This is a genomic window from Pseudomonas sp. JV245A, assembly GCF_032424515.1.
GTDB classification, from domain to species: Bacteria; Pseudomonadota; Gammaproteobacteria; order Pseudomonadales; family Pseudomonadaceae; genus Aquipseudomonas; species Aquipseudomonas protegens.
Genome location: NZ_VYKE01000060.1, coordinates 1 through 18825, shown reverse-complemented (window position 1 = coordinate 18825; position 18825 = coordinate 1). Strand labels below are relative to the sequence as shown.

The following is an 18825-nucleotide window of genomic DNA, read 5'->3' as shown; positions in this document are numbered from 1 at the left end:
GCTTCCTCACCGCTCGATCAGCGCAATGCGCTTGTTGTACCAGTTCATCAGCAGGGAAATGCTGATGCTGATCGCCAGGTACACGCTCATGGTGATGGCAATGACTTCAATGGCCTGGCCGGTCTGGTTGAGCACCGTGCCGGCGAACAGCGAAACCATTTCCGGGTAGCCGATACCCGCGGCCAGGGAAGAGTTCTTCGCCAGGTTCAGGTATTGGCTGGTCAGCGGCGGAATGATCACTCGCAGGGCCTGGGGAATGATCACCTTGCGCAGGGTCGGGCCGTTGCGCAGCCCCAGGGAGCGGGCCGCCTCGGTCTGGCCGTGGCTCACCGACTTGATCCCGGACCGCACGATCTCGGCGATGAACGCCGCGGTGTAGACAGTCAGGGCCAGGGTCAGGGCCAGCAGCTCGGGAATCAGTACCCAGCCGCCGACGAAATTGAACCCCGCCAGCTTCGGCATCTCCCAGTGCACCGGCGAGCCGAAGATCAGCGTGCACAACGCGGGAATCACCAACAGCAGGCCCAGGCCGCTCCAGAACTTGTGAAAAGGCACGCCGGTGGCTTCAAAGCGCCGGTTGGCCCAGCGGCACATCAGCGCGATGGTGCCGATGGCCAGGACCAGGCTTGCGACAAACGCCCAGAAACCGGGGGCCATCTGCGCCGCCGGCATGTTCAGGCCGCGGCTGCTGACAAAGAACATATCGCCAAAGTTGTGGCTGTTGCGCGGCCCCGGCATGGTCAGGAATACCGCGAAGTACCAGAACAGGATCTGCAGCAGCGGCGGAATGTTGCGGAACACTTCCACATACACCGTCGCCAGCTTGCTGATGATCCAGTTCGGCGATAGCCGCGCCACACCGATGATGAACCCCAGCAGGGTCGCGAGGATCACCCCGATAAAGGTCACCAGCAGGGTGTTGAGCAGGCCGATGACGAACACCCGGGCATAACTGTCCGCTTCGGTGTAGGCAATCAGGTGTTGCGCGATGCCGAACCCGGCGCTGCGCTCGAGAAAGTCGAAACCCGAGGTGATCCCTCGGTGCTGGAGGTTGGTTTGCGTGTTGTCGAACAGAAACCAGCCCAGCGAAACCACCGCCACCAGGGTGATGATCTGGAACAGCCAGGCGCGCACACGGGGATCGCTGAGGCTGAGCCTCTGCTTGGGTGCGCCGATTGTATTTTGCATGAAGTGCCCCAGGAATAATGGAACAGAACATCACCCGGCGGTTGGCCCGCCGGGTGATAGAACCATCAGCGCACAGGTGGTGCGTATTGGATGCCGCCGTTGTTCCACAGCGCGTTCAGGCCGCGGTCGATGGCCAGTGGCGTGCTCTTGCCGAGGTTTTTCTCGAACACTTCACCGTAGTTACCTACTTGCTTGACGATCTGCACCACCCAGTCCTTCGGCAGTTTCAGGTCTTTGCCGTATTCACCGTCCGCGCCCAGAAGACGTGCAACATCAGGGTTCTTGGTGGATTTGGCTTCAGCCTCGACGTTCTTCGAGGTGACGCCCGCCTCTTCGGCGTTGAGCATGGCGAACAGGGTCCACTTGACGATGCTGAACCACTCTTCGTCGCCCTTGCGCACCACCGGGCCCAGGGGCTCCTTGGAGATGGTTTCCGGCAGAACGACATAGTCGGTAGGGGTTGCCAGCTTGCTGCGCTGTGCGTAGAGCTGGGATTTGTCGGAGGTCAGTACGTCGCAACGCCCGGACTCCAGGGACTTGGCGCTTTCGTCAGAGGTATCGAAAGTGATCGGGGTGTATTTCAGACCATTGCCGCGGAAGTAGTCCGACACGTTCAGTTCGGTAGTAGTACCGGCTTGAATACAGATAGTCGCACCGTCCAGCTCTTTGGCGCTTTTTACGCCCAGCTTTTTGTTCACCAGGAAACCGATGCCGTCGTAATAGGTGACGCCGGCGAACACCAGGCCCATGCCCGCATCGCGGGAACTGGTCCAGGTGGTATTGCGCGACAGCACGTCGATCTCGCCGGACTGCAGCGCAGTGAAGCGCTCCTTGGCGTTCAACTGGCTGAACTTGACCTTGGTCGCATCGCCGAACACCGCAGCCGCCACCGCGCGGCAGACGTCGGCATCGATGCCGAGGATCTTGCCGGTGGCATCCGGTACCGAGAAGCCCGGCAAACCGTCACTGACGCCGCATTGCACGAATCCTTTCTTCTGTACTGCATCGAGGGTCGCACCCGCCTGTGCGAAACCGCTCATACCCAGCACCGTTGCTGCCGTGACGGCAGCCAGGGTGGATTTCAACATCTTCATTCAAACCTCCAATTTTGCTCTTGTTGTGTCGGAGCTTGAGTCCTGCCGCACCCTCATGAGGCGCTGTTGACCCGTGTCGGCTTTTTTATGGGGTCAAGCGGCGTAAGACCTTAGCTACGAGTCTAGTAGGAGAAATCCACGTAATAGGGGGCCTACATCTCACCAATCGGCCGAACGGGCTGTAGCCCTTCGCAGTTCGCAAAGCCCGTAGCGGCCAGTGGCGAACCTTCATCAGAGGAGGCTGGCTATCCCATCGCCTGCGGTAGCCTGTTAGTGTTACCGCCGGCGGACAGGGCTTTCACCTGGACTCCTCTTTCTGAGCCATAGCAAAGCCCGTACCACAGTCCCGGCTAAAGCGTTTCAGCCAGTGGTCAACAGTAAAACGTTCAACCGTGCGACATCTTCTTCACCGATCAACCGGGCGCGCCCTTCACTCACGCACTCAATCAGCGCGCACGCACACAAATGGAGCAGCCATGACCGAGCCCTTGATTCTTCAGCCCAGCAAGCCCGCAGATGCCTGTGTGATCTGGCTTCACGGCCTGGGAGCGGACCGTTACGACTTCCTGCCGGTAGCCGAGATGCTGCAGGAAACCCTGCTGAGCACGCGCTTCGTATTGCCCCAGGCGCCGACCCGGGCAGTGACCATCAATGGCGGATATGCCATGCCCAGCTGGTACGACATTCTGGCCATGAACCCGGCCCGCGCCATCAGCCGTGAACAGCTCGAGGAATCGTCTGACGAGGTCATCAGACTGATCGAAGAACAACGCACCAGCGGAATAGACGCATCGCGAATTTTCCTCGCCGGTTTCTCCCAGGGTGGCGCCGTTGTACTGCACACCGCCTTCCTCAAATGGCAGGGTCCATTGGGTGGCGTACTTGCCCTGTCCACCTATGCCCCGACCTTCAGCGATGAACTGCAACTATCGGCCAGCCAACAGCGGATTCCGGTGCTTTGCCTGCACGGCCAGTACGACGAAGTGGTACAGAACGCCATGGGCCGTACCGCTTATGAGTACCTGAAGCAGCATGGTGTCACCGTGACATGGCAGGAATACCCAATGGAACACGAGGTGTTACCAGAGGAAATCCGCGACATCGGCACCTGGCTGAGCGAGCGCTTGCGCTAGAAAATCCGCGCGCCGTGCCCCCGGCGAGCAACAGACTACGCCGCGCCCGCTTCTTGCATTACACTGGCCGGCGTACATTCCTTAACCAATTGATGAGATGACCGTGCTCAAAGCACTCAAGAAAATCTTCGGTAAAAGCGAGGCTGAGCCGCTCGCGCCAAGCCCCAGTGCCCCCTCCCCCAGTTCCAGCAGCCGTCATGACGGCCGTCAGCCGGAACGGAGCGCACCCGCTACCGCAGCTAAAAAAGAACCGGTGAACACACCGGCCACCCCTTCCGCTCCCAAAGCCCCACGCCAAGAGAAGCCCAAGGCCGAGCAACCCAAAGCTGAGCAGCCGCGTCGCCCGCGCGCGCCGAAACCGCCGGTCAGCACCTGGAAACTCGAAGACTTCGTGGTCGAACCCCAGGAAGGCAAGACCCGCTTCCACGACTTCAAGCTCGCTCCGGAACTGATGCACGCCATCCAGGACCTGGGCTTTCCCTATTGCACGCCAATCCAGGCCCAGGTGCTGGGCTATACCCTGGCGGGCAAGGACGCCATCGGCCGGGCCCAGACCGGTACCGGCAAGACCGCCGCATTCCTGGTGTCGATCATCACCCAGCTGCTGCAGACCCCGCCGCCCAAGGAGCGCTACATGGGCGAACCACGGGCGCTGATCATCGCTCCGACCCGGGAGCTGGTGGTACAGATCGCCAAGGACGCCGCGGCGCTGACCAAGTACACCGGCCTCAACGTCATGACCTTCGTTGGCGGCATGGATTTCGACAAGCAGCTCAAGCACCTGGAAGCGCGCCACTGCGACATCCTGGTCGCCACCCCGGGCCGCCTGCTGGACTTCAACCAGCGCGGCGACGTGCACCTGGACATGGTCGAAGTCATGGTGCTGGACGAAGCCGACCGCATGCTCGACATGGGCTTCATCCCGCAGGTACGGCAGATCATTCGCCAGACACCCCCCAAGAGCGAGCGCCAGACCCTGCTGTTCTCCGCCACCTTCACCGAAGACGTGATGAACCTGGCCAAGCAATGGACCACCGACCCGGCCATCGTCGAGATCGAAGCCGAGAACGTCGCCAACGCCAACGTCGAACAGCACATCTATGCCGTGGCCGGCGCCGACAAGTACAAGCTGCTGTACAACCTGGTCACCGACAACGGCTGGGAACGGGTGATGGTCTTCGCCAACCGCAAGGATGAAGTGCGACGCATCGAGGAACGCCTGGTACGCGATGGGGTGAACGCCGCCCAGCTGTCCGGCGACGTGCCGCAGCACAAGCGGATCAAGACCCTGGAAGGCTTCCGCGAAGGCAAGATCCGGGTCCTGGTGGCCACCGACGTGGCCGGCCGCGGCATCCACATCGACGGCATCAGCCACGTGATCAACTTCACCCTGCCGGAAGTGCCGGACGACTACGTGCACCGCATCGGCCGGACCGGTCGCGCCGGTGCCGACGGCGTATCCATCAGCTTCGCCGGCGAAGACGACTCCTACCAGCTGCCATCGATCGAAGCCCTGCTGGGCCGCAAGATCAGCTGCGAGATGCCGCCCGCCGAACTGCTGCGCCCGGTGGAGCGCAAGCGCCCGCAAGCCTGACGGCCGGCGCTCCCGCGGCGCCCCGGCAACCTGGAGAAACGCAGCCCGACCACAGGCTGCGTTTTTTTTCGCCTGGATATTGCCCATCAAAACTAAAAGTCCATAATAGACAAATTAGTTTAAATCCAGGAAGCCCTTGCATGTCCAGCACGCCTTACGTGATTGCCCGCCCCGAGGCCCGTCAATTGCTCGAACGCATCGACGTGCCGCAGATCCTGCGCAAACTGTTCCGCGACCTGGCTGCCGGGCTCGCCGTGCAACCGGCGCAGCAACTGGTGGAGCTTCCCCAGGGGGCCGGCGACTTCATCAATTACCTGGGGGTGCTGGCCGAAGACCGGGTGTACGGGGTCAAGACCTCGCCCTACATCGTCCGTACCGAAGGTGCGCTGGTTACCGCCTGGACGTTGCTGATGTCCATGGACAGCGGCCAGCCGTTGCTGCTGTGCGACGCCGCCGAACTGACCACCGCCCGTACCGCGGCCACCACAGCGGTCGCGGTCGACGCCCTGGCGCCCCCCACAACCCGGCACCTGGCGATCATCGGTAGCGGCGCGGTGGCCCAGGCGCACTTGCGCTATGTGCAGGACCTGCGCCCCTGGCAGAGCATCCGCCTCTACTCCCCGAGCCTGGCGAACAAGCCCGCCGCGGAGCTTGCCCGCCTGCAAGCCCTCGACCCGCGCCTGCAACTGGTGGCCCGGCTTGAGGACGCCACCGAGGGCGCCGATGTGATCATGCTCTGCACCTCGTCCGCCGGCCCCGTGCTGGATCCGAGCAGCCTCGGCAAGCCGGCGCTGATCACCTCCATCAGCACCAATGCGCCACGGGCCCACGAAGTGCCGCCCGCGGCCCTGGCACAGATGCAGGTCTACTGCGACTACCGGCGCACCACACCGGGCTGCGCCGGTGAAATGCTGATCGCCGAAGAACAGCACGGCTGGGACAGTGCGGCGATTCTCGGCGACCTGCCGGAGCTGCTCAGCGAACAGGCCCCGCTCCCGGATGCCGAACGCCCGGTGTTCTTCCGTTCCATCGGCCTGGGCCTGGAAGACATCGCCCTGGCCAATGCCCTGTACCACCTGCGGCGCCCGCAGTAACCACTGCTGCTCGCCCCTATTGCGGAGCTTCGAATGATCCAGGCAGATTTCATCATCATTGGCGGCGGTATCGCCGGAGCGTCCACCGGCTACTGGCTGTCGCCCCATGGCCGGGTGGTTGTGCTGGAACGTGAATCCCATCCCGCCTATCACTCCACCGGCCGCTCCGCGGCGCTCTATACAGCCGCCTACGGCACCGCCCAGGTGCGCGCCCTGACCCTGGCCAGCCGGGCTTTCTTCGACCACCCGCCGCAGGGTTTCTGCGAGCACCCGCTGCTGACCCCGCGGGGTGAAATGACCGTGGACTTCAACGGTGATCCGGCCGAGCTGAACAACCAGTACCTGAGCGCCAGGGCCACGGTGCCGGAGATGCAACTGCTGAGCGCCGACGAAGCCTGCGCGCGCCTGCCGATCCTGCGCCGGGAAAAGGTCCATGGCGCGCTCTACGACCCCAGCGCCAGCGATATCGACACCGACGCCCTGCACCAGGGCTACCTGCGGGGCATCCGTCGCAACCAGGGCCAGGTCTGCACCGACCATGAGGTGCTGGGGATCGAGCGCGACAGCCAAGGGCAGTGGCAGGTGCGAACGACCGCTCAGGCGTTCAGTGCGCCGGTGTTGATCAATGCCGCCGGGGCCTGGGCCGACCACATCGGCACAATGGCCGGAGCCCGCGCCCTGGGCCTGCAGCCCAAGCGCCGCGCGGCTTTCATCTTCGCCGCCGCCGAAGGCCTGGACTTTCACCACTGGCCAATGCTGGTGAGCCTGGATGAATCCTTCTACATGAAGCCCGACGCCGGCATGTTCCTCGGCTCACCGGCCAATGCCGATCCGGTTGAACCCCACGATGTGCAACCCGAAGAACTGGACATTGCCCTGGGTATCCACCAGATCGAAGAAGCCACCACCCTGAGCATCCGTCGTCCGACCCGGACCTGGGCCGGGCTGCGCAGCTTTGTCAGCGACGGCGATCTGCTGGCCGGTTTCGACCTGCAGGTTCCGGGGCTGTTCTGGGTTGCAGGCCAGGGCGGCTACGGTATCCAGACCTCGCCGGCCATGGGCCAGGCCAGCGCCGCCCTGGTGCGAGGTGCCCCCTTGCCGGAACACCTGACCCGCTTCGGCCTCACGCCTGCCATGCTCTCCCCGGCCCGCCTCGACCGAACCACCGGTTGAGGCGCCCCCAACGATTGCGGCACACTCCCAGCGCCCGCTGCCGGCGGGCGCTGAAGCTGCCTGGAGTACGACCATGACCTCACCTGCAAAGGACCCTGCCCTGGACAATTTCCGGGCGATTGCCGATGCCATTGCCACCCTGTTCTTCCCCCATGCCGAGGTGGTGCTCCACGACCTGCGTACACAGAAGATCGACTACATCGCCAACAACCTGTCCAAACGCGAAGTGGGCGACGACGCAGCCCTGGAAGACCTGCTCAGCGGCGACCGCGACGAACGCAACATCGGCCCCTATGAAAAGCTCAACTGGGACGGACAGAAGATCCGCAGCCTCAGCAGCGTGCTGCGCGACAGCCAGGGCCAGCCCCAGGCGGTGCTGTGCATCAACCTGAACATCTCGCTGTTCGAAAACGCCAAGGCGGCGCTGGACCTGTTTCTGTCACCGAGCAAACTGATTCCCCAGCCCGACTCGCTGTTTCGCGATGACTGGCAGGAGCGGATCAACACCTTCCTGCACAACTGGCTGCGCGAGCGCCAGCTGGGGCTGAACCTGCTGACCCGCGATCACAAGCGCGAACTGGTGCTGGCGCTGCACGCCGAGGGCGCCTTCAAGGGCAAGAGCGCCTCCAACTACGTGGCCAACGTGCTGAACATGGGCCGGGCGACGGTATACAAGCACCTGAAGGAATTGAAGGGACAATAAAGGTTCACGAGCAAGCTCGCTCCTACGCGCAATTGCACAACACCTGTAGGAGCGAGCTCGCTCGCGAAGGCGTCCTCAAGAACGCCACAATGTCTCAATCCCCATAGATATCCGACTTGAAGTACTTGGCCTGGATCTTCTGATATTCACCATTGGCCCGAATATCATCGATGGCCTTGTTCAACTCGCCCACCAGTTCACTGTTGCCCTTGCGCACGGCAATCCCGGCGCCCTCGCCGACGTACTTCGGATCTTTGAGCTCAGGCCCGACAAAGGCGTAGTCGGCCCCCCGGGGCATCGACAGAAAGTCGGCCAGCGGAATGCTGTCGGCAAAGATCGCGTCCAGGCGCCCGGCCGCCAGGTCCATGTAGATCTCCTCGTTGTTGCTGTAGCGCACCACCTTGATGCCCTTGGGCTCGAACACCTCCGTGGCATAGCGGTCGGTGGTGGTGGAGCGCTGCACGCCCACGGTCTTGCCCTTGAGGCTGGCGTACTGGTCGTCCACCTCGGCGCCCTTCTTCATCACCAGGCGCGACGACGTGAAGTAGTACTTGTGGGTGAAATCCACGGATTTGCGGCGCTCGGCGGTAATGGTCATGGAGGACAGCGCAGCGTCGATCTTCTTCACCTTCAGCGAAGGAATCAGGCCGTCGAACTCGCCCTCGATCCACTCGCACTTGACCTGCATCTGCGCGCACAGGGCATTGCCGATGTCGTAGTCGAAACCACCGATCTTGCCCTCGGCGGTCTTGAAGGCAAATGGCGGGTACGCCGCCTCGATGCCCAGGCGCAGGGTCTTTTCGGCCGCGAACAGGCTGCTGCACGCCAACAGGCTCAAGGCCAGGCCACTGATCAGGGGGAGTTTTTTCATGTTCGTTCTCTCGCGGGTTGTTGTTGGTTTGGCAAGACAGAAGGAAGAGGAGAAACAGGCGACGCTTTATTTGTACTTGTTAATCCATACTGGACTTTTACGTACACATCGTCAACGGCGCGCGCAACGACTTATCCCCAGCGGTCGGCGGGAACAGTCGCAGTCGATTGCAGGTTGGATTGCGGCGGGCTCAGGCGCCGCCGGCAAGTATCAGGGGATCAGTCTTTCCAGCGCGCGGCCGCCGCGTGATCACTGTCGCGGCCTTCCACCCAGCGCGGGCCGTCGGCGGTGTTTTCCTTTTTCCAGAACGGCGCCCGGGTCTTCAGGTAATCCATGACAAAGACACAGGCATCGAACGCAGCCTGGCGATGGGCACTGGCCGCGCCGACAAACACAATGGGCTCGCCCGGCTCCAGGGCGCCGATGCGGTGCAGGACTTCCAGTTGCAACAGCGGCCAGCGCTGCTCGGCTTCGGCGGCGATCTTGCCCAGGGCCTTTTCGGTCATGCCCGGGTAGTGTTCAAGAAACATGCCGTGGACATCCTGCCCATCATTGAAATCGCGCACGTAGCCGACAAAACTGACCACCGCACCCACCCCGGTATCCGCGGCGTGCATGGCGTTGACTTCAGCCCCGGGATCGAACGCTGCTGACTGCACTCGAATCGCCATCTCAACCTCCGGTCACCGTGGGGAAAAACGCCACTTCGTCGCCGTCTTCCAGGGGTTCGTCCAGCTGGCACAGCTCTTCATTGCGGGCGCACATCAGGTTCTGCTCGGCCAATACCTCGGCCCCGTCCCGGGACAGCAACGCCTGGCGCACATCCTCGACCTGCTGGAACACGCCTTCGATCTCCAGCCCGTCAATGCCCAGGGCCTCGCGGTAGCGAGCGAAAAACTTCACCGAGATCTTCATGCCTGATCCGCCTGGTAATGGCCGCTCTTGCCGCCGAGCTTCTCCAGCACCCGAACACTGTCGATGGTCATGCCCCGGTCCACCGCCTTGCACATGTCATAGATGGTCAGCGCGGCGACGCTGGCGGCGGTCAGCGCCTCCATTTCCACCCCGGTCTGCCCCGATAGCTTGCAACGCGCAACGATGTGCACGCAGTCCTCGCCTTCGGCACTGAGCTCGACCTTGACACTGGTGAGCATCAACGGATGGCACAGGGGAATCAGGTCACTGGTTTTCTTTGCCGCCTGGATCCCGGCGATGCGCGCCACGGCGAATACATCGCCCTTGGGGTGACCGCCGCTGACGATCATCTGCAGGGTTTGCGGGAGCATGCGTACCCGCGCTTCGGCCACCGCCTCGCGAAAGGTCACGGCCTTGTCGGTGACGTCGACCATATTGGCGCGCCCCTGGGAATCGAGATGAGTCAGCACGGCGTTACTCCTGATCTGGTGGCGGCGATTGTAAACCCGCGGGTCAGTTTTCCGCACCCTGCAGCCCCGCCCCCCGGGGGAAAACAATCCTGCCCGAGATGGTCAGCCGGCCTGTCTGGCCCAGGGTCCCAGAGGACGATCAGCGTGGCGAATACCCAGCATAAGAACAAAGAATTGGCGCCATTATATTAATAAAAGTACAACTTCCCGGAAAAAGGAAACGAAAAAACATGGCATTTCTAATATCAATCCTCCTAAGCCTCCTGGCCGGTTTCGCAGTACCACTACAAGCAGGAACCAATTCAAGACTTGGACACCTATTAGGCCATCCACTATGGGCCACCGGGGTATCACTACTTGTCAGCCTACTGGCACTTATTGCTGTAATAATCTTTATTAAAGTTCCTCGCCCCAACTTCGCAGCCGCTCAGGAAGGCCCATGGTGGATCTGGATGGGCGGGATTGCCGGTGTGTTCTACATCACCGTCGCCCTGCTGATGGCGCCACGCCTAGGGGCCCTCAACTTCATCATGACAGTGATTGTCGGACAACTGATCATTTCCTTGCTCATCGACTATTTCGGTTTGGTCGGTCTTCCACGCCAAACAATAAGCATGCAAAAACTCATTGGCGTACTAGTCGTCATTGGTGGATTCATCATTACCACTCGCGGCTAGCCATAAGAACAACGCAACAACCGATAACAACCAGAAACAACCTGCCCAACTATTTCCTCATCGGAAAGTTAATAACACTCAGCCGACCAGATAGGTGAACAATGACCAGTCAAGCTGCAACTTATGACTCCATCGGTGAACGCTTTGAAGACTTTACCGACACCGCCTCGCAACGCTCGGTAGAAACCGAAACCTTCTTCCATATGGTGGGAGCCATCCAAGGCAAATCCGTCCTGGACCTGGCCTGCGGCTTCGGCTACTTCGGCCGCGAGCTTTACCACCAGGGCGCCAGCAAGGTGGTCGGGGTAGATATTTCCTCATCGATGATCGAACTGGCACGCAAGGAATCGGCGCGCAACCAGGAGGCCATCGAGTATCACGTCGCCAACGTCTGCGACATGGGCGTACTGGGGCACTTCGACCGCGTCACTGCGGCCTGGCTGTTCAACTACGCGCAATCGCCACAAGAGCTGGAAAAAATGTTCAAGGTCGTGGCCAGGAACATGGTCCCCGGCGGCAAACTCATCGCCTACACCGTGGACCCGGGCTTCGAGTTGCAACGCGGCAACTTCACCAAGTACGGCGTCCACGTACTCAGCGAAGAAGCCCATGCCGGTGGCTTCCGCCATCACGCCGAGTTCGTTACCCAACCGCCCAGCGCCTTCACCTTCCACCGCTGGAGCCGCGACACCTACGAGCACGCCATCCTCAAGGCCGGCTTCTCCAAGCTGCAGTGGCAGAAGCCAATCATCTCCGTCGCCAATCGTGCCAAGCATCCCGTCGGCTACTGGGACGATTTCGAGCGCAACTGCCTGCAAACCGGGCTGATCTGCACCCTGTGACCGCCCCTCTCCCCTCAACCAGATGCAGGACAAGAAGTACTATGAATTCCAAGGGTTTTGCTCACTGGCCAGTGTTCGACGGCCCCCTGACAGCCGAAATGACCGACAGGCAATTGATGGGCCTCGCGGAACACTTTCAGCCAGGCATCGAGCTTTCGCTGCCCCTGGCAGTCTGGCGGCAGTTGTCCGACAAATCGGCGGAGCAGTTGGCCCTGGGGGTGGAAAACCCTGACGCTCCCCTGTCATGGCGTCTGGCCTCGGCACGGCTGCTGGCACAGACCATGGACCCACGCCTGGATGTACTCAACCCGCCGATGATCACCATCGAAGGCGGCCAGGTCGAGATCGGCCTGGAGGAGTCGGCCATCGACCAGGTGCTGCAGCGCATGCAGGGCCTGGGGCTGGACCGCAGCTGGATCGAGAAGGAGGCCCCGCGCCACCGGGTCGAGCTCAAGCCCTACGCCATTGGCAAGTACCCGGTAACCAACCTGGAATACCGGGCATTCCTGGAGGATTCGCAGTACCCCGCCATCCCCGGCAACTGGCTTTTCGGCCAGTTCCCCAGCGAACGCGCCAACCATCCGGTCTATGGCCTGAGCGCCGGCGATGCCGACGTCTACTGCCAGTGGCTGGCGGCCCGTACCGGTCGCTCGTTCCGCCTGCCCAGCGAAGCGGAATGGGAGTTTGCCGCCGCCGGCCATGAAAACCTCGAATACCCCTGGGGCGACCAGTTTCTGCCCCTGCACGCCAACACCGCGGAAATGGGCCTGTTCGCCACCACCCCGGTAGGTGCCCTGCCCGAGGGCGCATCGCCCTTCGGCTGCATGGACATGGCCGGAAACGTCGAAGAATACGTGGCCGATGACTACGCCCCCTACCCCGGCGGCAATGCCGTCATCGACGACCTGGTGACCGTGGTCGGCACCCACCGGATTGCCCGCGGCGGCAGCTTCACACGCTTTCGCGACTTGACCCGCAACTGCCGTCGACACGGCAAATACCCCAGGGAGATCTACGTGATGGGCTTCAGGCTCGCCGAGAGCCTCTGACCCGGCATTTCTACTTTTGCAACCAAACAATTACACGTTCAACGTCAAAGAACGGAAGGGATTTCCATGAACACACTCAGCATCAGAAACCAGGTCGACATCCCCCTGAACGACTCGCCCACCCCCGGCACTTTCTACAGTTTCAGCGGCCTGGAAGCGGCCCATGAACACATCCTGATCAAGCTGGGCCCCGCCAGCGAACACAGCCCCCTGGTGCGCATTCATTCCGAATGCCTGACCGGCGATGTCTTCAACTCCCAGCGCTGCGATTGCGGCCCGCAACTGAGCGAGTCCATCTCGCGCATGCAGGAAGAAGGCGGCTACCTCATCTACCTGCGCCAGGAAGGCCGGGGCATCGGCCTGTACGCCAAGCTGGATGCCTACCGCCTGCAAGACGGCGGCATGGACACCTTCGAAGCCAACAGCCACTTGAACTTCCCCGAGGACGGCCGGGACTTCTCCATGGCCGCCAGGATGCTCAAGGCCCTGGGCGTGCAGCACTGCCGCCTGATCACCAACAACCCGGACAAGGTCCAGGCCCTGAAGGACAACGGCATCATCGTGGACAGCACCATCCCCACCGGGGTCTTCCTCACCCGGCACAACAGCCACTACCTGCAAGCCAAGAAAGACAAGAAGCACCACCTCATCGATCTCATCAAATAGAAGAGCCTGCCTCCCCCGGAGCCCGCGGGCCGGGGGACGGCTGCCCGTCATCCGCCAACGCATTATTAAGGACAATAATCATGAGACATTTCGGGCCCATCAGCGGCATCGCCACGTTCAAGGACACCTACGTCGCCACCGCCGGCTACGACAACCAGGTGATCCTCTGGGATGCCAGGACCCGGACCCCGATCCAGCGGGTCCTTCACGATCACCTGGCCAACCAGTGCGCATTCAACGCCGCCGGCACGCTGCTGGTAAGCGCCAGCAGCGACTACACCGCGCGGGTCTGGGAAGTGCCGTCCCTGCGCCTGAAGACCGTGCTCATCGGCCATGACGACGACATCGAGATGGCCGCCTTCTCCCCGGACGGCCAGACCATCGCCACCTGCTCCCGGGACCACAGCATCCGCCTGTTCAACCTCAGCGGCCAGACCCTGCGGATCCTCCACGGCCACACCGCCGACGTGATCTCGGTGTGCTGGTCGGCCGATGGCCAGACCCTGGTGTCGAGCAGCGATGACGGTTCGATCCGGCGCTGGGATGCCAATACCGGGCAACAGCTGGAAACCATCGACCTGGGCGGCGTGGAAACCGACACCGTGGCCCTGTCCCGCGAGGGCATCATTTTCGCCGGCGACGACGAAGGCAAGATCTCCATCATCAGCCCCCGCGGCACCCTGCTGCAGCCCGCCCACAGCGCCGGGATCAAGCGCATCATCTGGGACGACAGCCAGCGCCTGCTGATCAGCCTCAGCTACGACCGCTCGGTCATGCTCTGGCACCTCAAGCAGGACGGCACCCTGGTCAAGACCGCGGAAACCTCCCTGCCGAGCATCATCTGGCCACGCAGTTGCGCGCTGCTGGGCAGCCATCGCATCGCCTTCGTCACCTTCGGCTCGCGCTATGCCACCTGGGATTTCGCCACCCAGACCTGGGACCTCAGCGGCATCGAACCGGCGGTCAGCCTCAACGCCGTGGCGGTGGTCGGCGAAGACGTCTACAGCATCGGCGACGCCGGCATCCTGCACATCAACGGCCAACCCAGCATCAAGGCCGGCAGCCTGTGCAACTTCCTCCTGCCCTTTGGCGACAGTGTGTTGACCGGCGGCCAGATGGGCACGGTGTTCGACGCCCGCACCGGCGCCACCCTGTACCAGCACCGCTCGCCCCTGAACTGCGGCACCACCTTCATCAAGGACGGTGCCTTGCACGCAGCTATCGGCACCTACACCGGCGAAGCGCTGATCTTCTGCCTGGACCAGCAGCAGCCGCGCTTCGTCACCCAGGTGCGCATGCATGAGAACGCCATCAAAGGCATCGCCGCCGATGAAACCTACATTTTCAGCGTGTGCGCCACCGCAGCCGCGGCCTTCTTCCGGATTGCCGACTTCGGCCTGGAAACCTACCTGGACAAGGCCCACGAGCGGATCTCCAACGGCTGCACGCAGATCCAGGGCGGCTTCGCCAGCATCGGTCGCGACCTGAAACTGCGCCTGTGGCGCGATGGCGCCAGCGAGGTGTTCGACACGCCCCACAGCCACTCGATCAAGTGCATCGCCATCTCTCGGGACCGCTCGATGATCGCCACCGGCAGCTACGGCGGCACCGTGGCCGTCTTCGATCTGAAAAAGCGCGTCTGGGCCAGCGTGGAGAAACCCACCGCCAGCGGCATTTCCTGCCTGATCCATGACGCCAGCGGCGAAGGTTTCCTGGCCAGCGCCTACGACGGCCGGATCTACCCGATCACGCCCCCGGCCGCTGTCCAGTCGGCGCGCCCATGACCTACTTCAGCGAAGTCGACTTCCAGCACATGCAGCACGCCCTGTCCCTGGCAGAACGGGGCAGCCACTCCACCTGGCCCAATCCGCGGGTGGGTTGCGTGATCGCCCATGGCTCGCAAGTGGTCGGCGAAGGCTGGCATCGGCGGGCCGGCGGGCCCCACGCCGAGGTGTTCGCCCTGCGCCAGGCCGGTGGCCTGGCGCGGGGGGCCACCGCCTACGTGACCATGGAACCCTGCAGCCATGTCGGACGCACCGGTGCCTGCCATCAGGCCCTGATCGACAGCGGCGTGCACAGCGTGGTGGTGGCCCATCAGGACCCGTTCGAACAGGTCAACGGCCAGGGCATCGCCCAACTGCGCAACGCCGGAATCGAGGTGCGGGTCGGCCTGCTGGAATCGGCGGCCCAGGAGTTGAACCGCGGCTTTCTGTCCACGGTGCGGCGCCAGCGGCCCTGGGTGCAACTGAAAATGGGCATGAGCCTGGACGGGCGCACGGCCCTGGACAATGGGCGCTCGAAGTGGATCACCAGCACCCGGGCCCGGGCCGACGTGCAGTATTGGCGGGCCCGCAGCTCGGCGATCCTCACCGGCAGCGGTACCGTCCTGGCGGACGACCCACTGCTCACGGTACGCCAGCTGTCCTCCCCGGAGGCCCTGGCGCCAGTACGTGTGGTGCTCGACAGCCAGGGCCGGGTGCCCGCCACGGCGCGGGTGTTCAACGACCAGGCGCCGAGCCTGCACGTGGTGCACCGGGAGTGCCCGCTGGCCAGCAGCGACAGCGAGCAGGTCATGGCGCTGCCCGGGGACGACCAGGGCCTGCACCTTGAGCAGTTGCTGCACAACCTCAGCCAGCGCGGCCTGCACGACCTGCTGGTGGAAGCCGGCCCGACACTGGCCGGCAACCTGCTCAAGGCGCATCTGGTGGATGAGTTGCTGTTGTACGTGGCTCCGCGCCTGCTGGGGGATCTGGCCCGGCCGCTGGTGCACCTGCCGTGCTTCGACCGCCTGGAGGAGGCCCTGGACTTTGCCCTGTATGACGTCAGCCAGCTGGGGCCGGACCTGCGTCTGCGCCTGCGGCCGGCTCAGCCGCCGAGCGCGCTATGAGCGACCACCTGCTTGACCTGTTCGCGCAACCAGACATGGGCCGGTTCATTGTCGAAACGCTGATGCCAGATCTGCACGAAGGGAAACGGCGGAATCGGCAACGGCGGTCGCAGCTGGATCAGGTCCTGGTTAAGCAGCGCTTCGTCCAGGGTGCGAGTGGCCACCGTGAGAATCAGGTCGGTGTTGTGAATCATGCTGGGGGCAGTGCGCCAATGGGGCACGCTCACGGCTATCCGCCGCTGCAGCCCTTCGTCGCGCAGCAGGCTGTCCACCTCGCCGTTGGCGCTGCCATCCATCGACACCAGGATGTGTGGCCGGGCCAGGTAGCTGTCCAGGTCCAGCGTGCCGTCGGCCGGCAACGTGCGTCGGTCGAGGAGGCAGGAGAAGGTTTCCTCGAACAGTACCTCGGTGGAAATGTCGCCGGACAGGTTGGGAAACACCCCCAGGGCCAGGTCGATCTTGCCCTGGGAAACCTGCTCGAACATTCCGTGCCGGGTGTCCTGGGTCACCACCAAGGTGGTGTTCGGCGCATCGCGGCGCAAGCGCACCATCAGGTTGGGCAGCACCAGCGCGGCGCCGTAGTCGGACATCGCCAGGGTGAAGATGCGCTGGGAACTGGCGGGGTCGAAGTCGATGGACTTGCCGAACAGGGTTTCGATCTGGCCGAGGATTTCCCGCAGCGGCTGCTGGATGTTCTGGGCCAGGGAACTGAGCACCAGTTCGCTGCCCCGGCGAATCAGGATCGGGTCATCCAGCAACCCGCGCAACTTGCTCAACGAGTGGCTGATGGCCGGCTGGCTCAAGTGCAGGCGCAAGGCCGTGCGGGTGACATGTTTTTCTGTCAGCAGGGCATCAAGCACCACCAGCAGGTTCAAATCGATATTGCGCAGTAAGACCGTGACCATCCTGTCATTTCCAACTCAGGGAGCAAGGTCCCAAAAGGAGCAACACATGCTGCAACTCAAACGAATTATTGAAACAGCCCTTTATGTGAACGATCTCGACATCGCGAAAGAATTCTACGCAAAAACCTTCCAGCTGGAAGTCATGGTCGAGAGTGATGTCCTCGTGGCGCTGAACATCGGCGGCCAGAATACCCTGTTGCTGTTCAAGCGGGGCGCCTCGCTGCACACCAAATACCTCAGCGGCGGCGAGATCCCGCCCCACGATGCCAGCGGGCGGATCCATGTGTGCTTTGCCATCGACAAGCAGGACCTGCCCGGCTGGAAGGAACGCCTGGCCCACTCCGGCATTCCCCTGGAAGGTCGTACCGAATGGCCCAAGGGCGGCTCCAGCATCTATTTCCGCGACCCGGATGAAAACCTCGTCGAGCTGCTCACCCCCGGTTGCTGGCCGATCTACTGAAACTGCAACTGACGTCAAGGAGTGAATGTCATGGTGTCCGTCGGTGTAACCAAGCCCCCCTCCCTGCGCGCATGGCTGGCGCTGATCGCGGCGCTGCTGACCGTCGGCCTGCTGGCCGGGTGGCTGTGGCACGGGGCCCGGCCCGGCCCACAGGCCTATGCACAGGCACCGGTCAAGGTCGCCGTGGCCACGGCCAGTACCCTGCCCTTCCCGAACTACCTAGAAGCCATCGGCGAACTGGAGGCGATCCAGCAAGTCAGCGTGCCGGCGGAAATCGGCGGGCGCATCGTCAACCTGCCGATCCAGTCAGGGCAGCGGGTCGAACGCGGCCAGGTCCTGGTCCAGCTCAACGACGCGCCCCAGCGCGGCAACCTGGTGCGCCTGCAAGGGGAAATGGAAAACGCCCGGATCCGCCTCGAACGCTCGCGGCGCCTGGTGTCGGTCAACGCCACCTCCAGGGAAGCCTTCGACAATGCCCAGACCGAGCTGTCCACCGCCAAGGGCGCCTTGCAGGCGCTGACCGCGGAAATCGAGCAGCGCACCATCCGCGCGCCCTTTGCCGGCACCCTGGGCATTCGCAAGGTGCACCTTGGGCAATACGTGAACCCCGGGGACGTACTGATCAACCTGATTGGCGACAAGGGCCTGTACGTCAACTTCAGCGTGCCCGAGCAGGCGCTGGCCCAGGTCACGCCAGGGGCGACCCTGGAAGTGCTTCTCGACGCCCTGCCCGGGCAGGTGCTCAGCGCCAAAGTGAGCGCTGTCGATCCGTTTCTCGATCGCACCCGCACCCTGAGCATCCAGGCACGCCTGCAAGACCCGCCAGCCAGCGCCCTGCCCCATATGTTCGCCCGTGTGCGGCTGGCCCAGCCGCTGCCCAGCGGCACCTTGAGCGTGCCGGAAACCGCGGTGACCTATAACGCCTACGGCGAAGAGTTGTTCGTGGTCCAGCCGGCCAAGGATGCCCAGGGCGCGCCGACGGTGCAGCGGGTATCGGTGAAAACCGGCGCGCGGCATGCCGGCCGGGTGGTGATCGACAGCGGCCTGGCGCCGGGCGCGCAAGTGGTGACGTCCGGGCAGATCAAGCTCAGTGACGGCGCCCCG

At 63.1% G+C, this 18825-nt stretch carries 20 protein-coding genes; 13 read left to right on the top strand and 7 right to left on the bottom strand.

The genetic code is table 11. From position 1 onward, the window contains the following. Positions 1–6: 6 nt before the first annotated feature. The gene (locus F6S12_RS17385; protein ID WP_015634253.1) at positions 7–1188 is read right to left on the bottom strand and encodes an amino acid ABC transporter permease; all 1182 of its coding nucleotides are present in this window, start codon (positions 1186–1188) and stop codon (positions 7–9) included. Between the two features lie 65 nt (positions 1189–1253). Further along, complete coding sequence (locus F6S12_RS17380) at positions 1254–2282, bottom strand: amino acid ABC transporter substrate-binding protein (RefSeq protein ID WP_011059399.1); 1029 nt, start codon at positions 2280–2282, stop codon at positions 1254–1256. 476 nt (positions 2283–2758) lie between these two features. Here F6S12_RS17380 and F6S12_RS17375 point away from each other — a divergent pair, with 476 nt between their 5' ends. The 5 genes from F6S12_RS17375 to F6S12_RS17355 all read left to right on the top strand — a co-directional run bounded on the left by F6S12_RS17375 (position 2759) and on the right by F6S12_RS17355 (position 7979). Continuing rightward, complete coding sequence (locus tag F6S12_RS17375; RefSeq protein WP_011059398.1) at positions 2759–3415, top strand: alpha/beta hydrolase; 657 nt, start codon at positions 2759–2761, stop codon at positions 3413–3415. Between the two features lie 97 nt (positions 3416–3512). Further along, entirely contained in the window at positions 3513–5009 is a 1497-nt protein-coding gene (rhlB, locus tag F6S12_RS17370) for an ATP-dependent RNA helicase RhlB (RefSeq protein ID WP_015634252.1), read from the top strand. A 140-nt stretch (positions 5010–5149) separates the two neighbouring features. Further along, positions 5150–6103 carry an ornithine cyclodeaminase family protein gene (locus tag F6S12_RS17365; protein ID WP_315869137.1) on the top strand — a complete coding sequence of 318 codons (954 nt, stop codon included), beginning with the start codon at positions 5150–5152 and terminating at the stop codon, positions 6101–6103. Positions 6104–6136: 33 nt separating this feature from the next. Then, positions 6137–7276: an NAD(P)/FAD-dependent oxidoreductase gene (locus F6S12_RS17360; protein WP_077933385.1), complete on the top strand. Its 1140-nt coding sequence runs from the start codon at positions 6137–6139 to the stop codon at positions 7274–7276. Positions 7277–7349: 73 nt separating this feature from the next. Then, the gene (locus F6S12_RS17355) at positions 7350–7979 is read left to right on the top strand and encodes a transcriptional regulator (RefSeq protein ID WP_011059395.1); all 630 of its coding nucleotides are present in this window, start codon (positions 7350–7352) and stop codon (positions 7977–7979) included. 94 nt (positions 7980–8073) lie between these two features. On the opposite strand, the gene F6S12_RS17350 is transcribed toward F6S12_RS17355, so the two are convergent. The 4 genes from F6S12_RS17350 to moaC form a co-directional block, all read right to left on the bottom strand. Further along, a complete protein-coding gene (locus F6S12_RS17350) occupies positions 8074–8850 on the bottom strand; it encodes an ABC transporter substrate-binding protein (protein WP_019094752.1) in 777 nt (258 codons plus the stop codon). 218 nt (positions 8851–9068) lie between these two features. Further along, positions 9069–9521 carry a molybdopterin synthase catalytic subunit MoaE gene (gene moaE, locus F6S12_RS17345; RefSeq protein ID WP_123430101.1) on the bottom strand — a complete coding sequence of 151 codons (453 nt, stop codon included), beginning with the start codon at positions 9519–9521 and terminating at the stop codon, positions 9069–9071. Between the two features lies 1 nt (position 9522). Then, a complete protein-coding gene (locus tag F6S12_RS17340; protein WP_011059392.1) occupies positions 9523–9765 on the bottom strand; it encodes a MoaD/ThiS family protein in 243 nt (80 codons plus the stop codon). After that, complete coding sequence (moaC, locus tag F6S12_RS17335) at positions 9762–10235, bottom strand: cyclic pyranopterin monophosphate synthase MoaC (protein ID WP_011059391.1); 474 nt, start codon at positions 10233–10235, stop codon at positions 9762–9764. The genes F6S12_RS17340 and moaC overlap by 4 nt, the downstream gene beginning before the upstream one ends. Before the next feature lie 230 nt (positions 10236–10465). Between moaC and F6S12_RS17330 the strand changes: the two genes are divergently transcribed. From F6S12_RS17330 to ribD, 6 genes are all read left to right on the top strand, one after another. Beyond that, positions 10466–10912, top strand: coding sequence for a DMT family transporter (locus tag F6S12_RS17330; RefSeq protein WP_011059390.1), 447 nt, complete (start codon positions 10466–10468; stop codon positions 10910–10912). Between the two features lie 101 nt (positions 10913–11013). Further along, positions 11014–11754 (top strand): class I SAM-dependent methyltransferase, encoded by a 741-nt coding sequence (locus F6S12_RS17325; RefSeq protein WP_015634246.1) that lies wholly within the window; start codon positions 11014–11016, stop codon positions 11752–11754. Positions 11755–11795: 41 nt separating this feature from the next. After that, positions 11796–12803, top strand: coding sequence for a formylglycine-generating enzyme family protein (locus F6S12_RS17320; protein WP_170866326.1), 1008 nt, complete (start codon positions 11796–11798; stop codon positions 12801–12803). Between the two features lie 66 nt (positions 12804–12869). Next, entirely contained in the window at positions 12870–13469 is a 600-nt protein-coding gene (gene ribA, locus F6S12_RS17315; RefSeq protein ID WP_011059387.1) for a GTP cyclohydrolase II, read from the top strand. An 80-nt stretch (positions 13470–13549) separates the two neighbouring features. After that, on the top strand, positions 13550–15253 hold the full coding sequence (locus tag F6S12_RS17310) for a WD40 repeat domain-containing protein (protein WP_015634244.1): 1704 nt from the start codon (positions 13550–13552) through the stop codon (positions 15251–15253). Then, positions 15250–16356 carry a bifunctional diaminohydroxyphosphoribosylaminopyrimidine deaminase/5-amino-6-(5-phosphoribosylamino)uracil reductase RibD gene (ribD, locus tag F6S12_RS17305; RefSeq protein WP_011059385.1) on the top strand — a complete coding sequence of 369 codons (1107 nt, stop codon included), beginning with the start codon at positions 15250–15252 and terminating at the stop codon, positions 16354–16356. The genes F6S12_RS17310 and ribD overlap by 4 nt, the downstream gene beginning before the upstream one ends. On the opposite strand, the gene F6S12_RS17300 is transcribed toward ribD, so the two are convergent. Beyond that, positions 16335–17261, bottom strand: a complete 927-nt coding sequence (locus F6S12_RS17300) for a LysR family transcriptional regulator (protein WP_011059384.1) — start codon at positions 17259–17261, stop codon at positions 16335–16337. The two genes, ribD and F6S12_RS17300, sit on opposite strands and share 22 nt — an antisense overlap. 46 nt (positions 17262–17307) lie before the next feature. Here F6S12_RS17300 and F6S12_RS17295 point away from each other — a divergent pair, with 46 nt between their 5' ends. Continuing rightward, the gene (locus F6S12_RS17295; protein ID WP_015634243.1) at positions 17308–17721 is read left to right on the top strand and encodes a VOC family protein; all 414 of its coding nucleotides are present in this window, start codon (positions 17308–17310) and stop codon (positions 17719–17721) included. Between the two features lie 30 nt (positions 17722–17751). Then, positions 17752–18825: efflux RND transporter periplasmic adaptor subunit (locus F6S12_RS17290; RefSeq protein ID WP_315869136.1), on the top strand; the 1074-nt coding region annotated here is incomplete at its 3' end.

What these genes read in the sequence shown, in the direction of transcription:
- F6S12_RS17310 (WP_015634244.1), top strand. Translation starts at nt 13,550, where the DNA reads ATGAGACATTTCGGGCCCATCAGCGGCATCGCCACGTTCAAGGACACC.
- ribA (WP_011059387.1), top strand. Translation starts at nt 12,870, where the DNA reads ATGAACACACTCAGCATCAGAAACCAGGTCGACATCCCCCTGAACGAC.
- F6S12_RS17365 (WP_315869137.1), top strand. Translation starts at nt 5,150, where the DNA reads ATGTCCAGCACGCCTTACGTGATTGCCCGCCCCGAGGCCCGTCAATTG.
- ribD (WP_011059385.1), top strand. Translation starts at nt 15,250, where the DNA reads ATGACCTACTTCAGCGAAGTCGACTTCCAGCACATGCAGCACGCCCTG.
- moaE (WP_123430101.1), bottom strand. Translation starts at nt 9,521, where the DNA reads ATGGCGATTCGAGTGCAGTCAGCAGCGTTCGATCCCGGGGCTGAAGTC.
- F6S12_RS17295 (WP_015634243.1), top strand. Translation starts at nt 17,308, where the DNA reads ATGCTGCAACTCAAACGAATTATTGAAACAGCCCTTTATGTGAACGAT.
- F6S12_RS17330 (WP_011059390.1), top strand. Translation starts at nt 10,466, where the DNA reads ATGGCATTTCTAATATCAATCCTCCTAAGCCTCCTGGCCGGTTTCGCA.
- F6S12_RS17300 (WP_011059384.1), bottom strand. Translation starts at nt 17,261, where the DNA reads ATGGTCACGGTCTTACTGCGCAATATCGATTTGAACCTGCTGGTGGTG.
- F6S12_RS17325 (WP_015634246.1), top strand. Translation starts at nt 11,014, where the DNA reads ATGACCAGTCAAGCTGCAACTTATGACTCCATCGGTGAACGCTTTGAA.
- F6S12_RS17355 (WP_011059395.1), top strand. Translation starts at nt 7,350, where the DNA reads ATGACCTCACCTGCAAAGGACCCTGCCCTGGACAATTTCCGGGCGATT.
- F6S12_RS17360 (WP_077933385.1), top strand. Translation starts at nt 6,137, where the DNA reads ATGATCCAGGCAGATTTCATCATCATTGGCGGCGGTATCGCCGGAGCG.
- F6S12_RS17385 (WP_015634253.1), bottom strand. Translation starts at nt 1,188, where the DNA reads ATGCAAAATACAATCGGCGCACCCAAGCAGAGGCTCAGCCTCAGCGAT.
- F6S12_RS17320 (WP_170866326.1), top strand. Translation starts at nt 11,796, where the DNA reads ATGAATTCCAAGGGTTTTGCTCACTGGCCAGTGTTCGACGGCCCCCTG.
- F6S12_RS17375 (WP_011059398.1), top strand. Translation starts at nt 2,759, where the DNA reads ATGACCGAGCCCTTGATTCTTCAGCCCAGCAAGCCCGCAGATGCCTGT.
- rhlB (WP_015634252.1), top strand. Translation starts at nt 3,513, where the DNA reads ATGACCGTGCTCAAAGCACTCAAGAAAATCTTCGGTAAAAGCGAGGCT.
- F6S12_RS17340 (WP_011059392.1), bottom strand. Translation starts at nt 9,765, where the DNA reads ATGAAGATCTCGGTGAAGTTTTTCGCTCGCTACCGCGAGGCCCTGGGC.
- F6S12_RS17380 (WP_011059399.1), bottom strand. Translation starts at nt 2,282, where the DNA reads ATGAAGATGTTGAAATCCACCCTGGCTGCCGTCACGGCAGCAACGGTG.
- F6S12_RS17350 (WP_019094752.1), bottom strand. Translation starts at nt 8,850, where the DNA reads ATGAAAAAACTCCCCCTGATCAGTGGCCTGGCCTTGAGCCTGTTGGCG.